At 66.2% G+C, this 2,500-nt stretch carries 3 protein-coding genes and 1 pseudogene; all 4 read right to left on the bottom strand.

Annotated elements, in window-relative coordinates:
* Window positions 1-384: a heat shock protein transcriptional repressor HspR gene (locus tag WBF82_RS15010; protein ID WP_424383788.1), complete on the bottom strand. Its 384-nt coding sequence runs from the start codon at window positions 382-384 to the stop codon at window positions 1-3.
* Window positions 384-1,571 (bottom strand): molecular chaperone DnaJ, encoded by a 1,188-nt coding sequence (gene dnaJ / locus WBF82_RS15005; protein WP_424383787.1) that lies wholly within the window; start codon window positions 1,569-1,571, stop codon window positions 384-386. The genes WBF82_RS15010 and dnaJ overlap by 1 nt, the downstream gene beginning before the upstream one ends.
* A 41-nt stretch (window positions 1,572-1,612) precedes the next feature.
* The gene (gene grpE, locus WBF82_RS15000) at window positions 1,613-2,296 is read right to left on the bottom strand and encodes a nucleotide exchange factor GrpE (protein ID WP_424383786.1); all 684 of its coding nucleotides are present in this window, start codon (window positions 2,294-2,296) and stop codon (window positions 1,613-1,615) included.
* Window positions 2,293-2,500: pseudogene (dnaK, locus tag WBF82_RS14995) on the bottom strand (molecular chaperone DnaK); the annotation flags it as partial. The pseudogene dnaK and the gene grpE, both read right to left, overlap by 4 nt.

Below are 2,500 nucleotides of genomic sequence, written 5' to 3'. Positions count from 1 at the left end.
CTAGCGCCGGGGTTGCCAGACCACCACTGCGGTGCTCTTGGGCACAACCGCGAGGTCGCGTCGCTGGTTGGCGCGCAACGCCTCGATCTCGGCGGCCATCTCGGCCAGCCGTGACTGTAGCGCCTCGACCTGGTTGGTCAGCTCGATAATGCGTTTAATTCCAGCCAGATTGACGCCCTCGTCCTGGGATAGCCGTTGCACTTCGCGGAGCAGCTCGACGTCGTTCTGCGAATAGCGGCGTCCACCACCGGAACTGCGGCTTGGCCTGACCAGACCGAGCCGGTCATAGGTACGCAGCGTCTGTGCATGCATACCGGCCAGCTCGGCGGCCACCGAGATCATGAAGGTCCGCGCCGCGTCCTTGTCATTCCTGTTCTTGGCCATCAGCTACTACCTGCCCATCCGGCCCGCGGATCGAATCCGCCGGAGCGCTCGGCGGCGGCGTAGGCTTCCAGCGCCTCCTTCGCCGCACCTTCCAGGTTCGGCGGGACCGCGACTTTGACGGTGACCAGCAGGTCGCCCTGGCCACCGGAACGCTTGGGCACGCCGCGTCCGCGTACCCGCAGGATGCGCCCGTCGGCAGTGCCCTTCGGCACCCGAACACCGACTTTGCCTTCCAGCGTCGGCACCGAAAGCGTTGTACCCAAAGCCAATTCGGTGAAACTGACCGGAACGGTGACGGTGAGGTCATCGCCGTCGCGGCCGAAGACCTTGTCCGGCCGCACGTGCACGGTGACATAGAGGTCCCCGGAGGGAGCGCCGCGCAATCCGGCCTCACCCTGACCGGCCAGCCGGATCCGTTGTCCGTCCTCGACACCCGGCGGGATCCGCACGTTGATGGTGCGGGTGCGGGTGGTGACACCGGTCCCCTTGCACTCCTCACAAGGATTCTCGATGATCGACCCACTGCCGCGGCAATTGGTACACGGCTCGGAGAAGCCGAAAGCGCCTTGGTTGCTGCTGATTACACCCGCACCGTTACAGGTGGGGCACACCTTCGGGCTGGTGCCCGGCCTGGCACCGCTGCCATGACAGTTGGTGCACGGCGCCGGACTCGTCAGCCGCAGTGGCATCGCCACGCCCTTGGTGGCCTCCATGAAGCTCAGCTCGGCTTCGGTCTCCAGGTCGTTGCCGCGGCGCGGGCGGCTGGGACGCGGCGAGGAGCCGCGCCCGAACAGGCCCCCAAACAGGTCGCCGATGTTGGTGCCGCCGGTGCGTCCGGCGGCGTCGAACAAATCGTTGAGGTTGAATTCGGCGCCATCACCGCCGAAGCCGCCCACATTGAAGCCGCCACCGAAGTCGCCGCCGTTGAATCGGCGACCGAATCCGCCGCCGGCGAACAGCCGACGAGTTTCGTCGTACTCCTTGCGCTTGGCCGGATCCGTGAGCACTTCCTTGGCCTCGGAGACGGCCTTGTACCGATCTTCGGCGGTCTTGTTGCCGGGGTTGCGGTCCGGGTGATTCTCGGCGAGCAGCTTGCGGGCCACCCGCTTGATCTCGTCTGGGCCGGCGTCAGGAGCGACGCCCAGCTCCTTGTAGAAGTCCTTTTCGACCCATTCTCGTTGGGCCATATCGCGTCACCCCCTTCCGCCTTTCCTTAGTGTGCTTGTCGTTACTTCTCCGACGGCTCTGATGATTCTGCGTCGTGCTCATCCTCGTTCGCGTCGTTATCGACTGTGTCGGCGCTCTCGGTTTCCGTGGCCTCATCGGTCGAGTCGTCCGGGATGGTGTCCACCACCCCAACCAAAGCGTGCCGCAGCACCTGATCACCCAATTTGTAACCGTGCCGCATCACGTTGCCGATCACCGGCTTCGAGCCCTGGCCGCCATCGCCCTCGTGTTGCACCGCTTCGTGCAGCACCGGGTCGAAGTCGTCGCCCTCGGCGCCGAACGCCGCCAACCCCAGCCCGGTCAGCGCGCTGAGCAACTTGTCGGCTACCAACTTCAGCGGGCCGGACTCCAAGTCTCCGTGACTGCGAGCGCGGTCGAGATCGTCGAGCACGCCCAGTAATTGGCTGACGACACCAGCCTTGGCGCGCTCGGCGATCGCCTCCTGATCACGCAACGCCCGCTTGCGGTAGTTGGCGTAGTCGGCTTGCACCCGCTGCAGATCGGCGGTCAGCTCGGCAACCTTGTCAGCAGTGTCTGAGCTGTCGCCGGCTTGTGCCTTTGCGACCTCCGGTGCCGCCCCGGTGGGGGCGGCTCCGGAGGCCACGTGACGTACTTGACCGGTCTCGGGATCAATCCGCCTCTTGTCGGTGACCGTTACCTGTTCGGGCGAGTTGGATTCGCTCACTGGGCCTCCCGGTCATCGTCGACCACCTCCGCGTCGACGACGTCATCGGCACCGCCCGGCCCGGGCTCGCCCGCGCCGCCGGCCGCCTGCTCGGCTTGGGTGGCCTCGTAGATAGCCTGGCCGAGGGCCTGCGATTCTTGGCCCAGCTTCTCCATCGCGGACTTGATGGCGCCGATGTCGGTGCCGCCCAACGCCGTCTTGGCC

This window comes from Mycobacterium sp. (genome assembly GCF_049673265.1).
Taxonomy (GTDB): Bacteria; Actinomycetota; Actinomycetes; order Mycobacteriales; family Mycobacteriaceae; genus Mycobacterium.
This window is presented reverse-complemented; position numbering and strand designations above follow the sequence as displayed.